Source organism: Ewingella sp. C233, from assembly GCF_055407225.1.
In genome coordinates, this window is sequence record NZ_JBUZRI010000023.1 from 1 (window position 1) to 664 (window position 664).

Below are 664 nucleotides of genomic sequence, written 5' to 3' on the forward strand. Positions count from 1 at the left end.
TGAAGTCGTAACAAGGTAACCGTAGGGGAACCTGCGGTTGGATCACCTCCTTACCTAAAGATACGCATTGTGCAGTGTCCACACAGATTGTCTGATGAAAAAGTAACGAGCAGAAATACCTTTATAGGCTTGTAGCTCAGGTGGTTAGAGCGCACCCCTGATAAGGGTGAGGTCGGTGGTTCAAGTCCACTCAGGCCTACCAATTCTCTTTTCTGAAGTGAATTGGCTGACTCATCAACTGGTGAGTGAGTAATAAAGGTATCTGTAAGTGACTGTATGGGGCTATAGCTCAGCTGGGAGAGCGCCTGCCTTGCACGCAGGAGGTCAGCGGTTCGATCCCGCTTAGCTCCACCATATCTGTACAGCCTCTTAAAACAATACTTCAGAGTATATTGGAAACAGTATGCTGCGAAGTATTTTGCTCTTTAACAATCTGGAACAAGCTGAAAATTGAAACGACACAGCTGAAACTTATCTCTCCGTAGATTTACTGAGATAGGGAGTACCCTGTGTTGAGTCTCTCAAGACTTGCAGCGCGTAAGCGTGCTTCTTCTTTTTACTAAGAAAAAGACACCTTCGGGTTGTGAGGTTAAGCGACTAAGCGTACACGGTGGATGCCTAGGCAGTCAGAGGCGATGAAGGGCGTGCTAATCTGCGAAAAGCG

General features: G+C 47.0%; 2 tRNA genes and 1 rRNA gene. All 3 read left to right on the plus strand.

What is annotated here, in order from left to right:
* Positions 1-53: ribosomal RNA gene (locus ACZRKO_RS22765) — 16S ribosomal RNA — on the plus strand; the annotation flags it as partial.
* A 72-nt stretch (positions 54-125) separates the two neighbouring features.
* Positions 126-202 (plus strand) — tRNA-Ile (locus ACZRKO_RS22770).
* 76 nt (positions 203-278) lie between these two features.
* Positions 279-354, plus strand: a tRNA-Ala gene (locus ACZRKO_RS22775).
* The last annotated feature ends 310 nt before the right edge of the window (positions 355-664 follow it).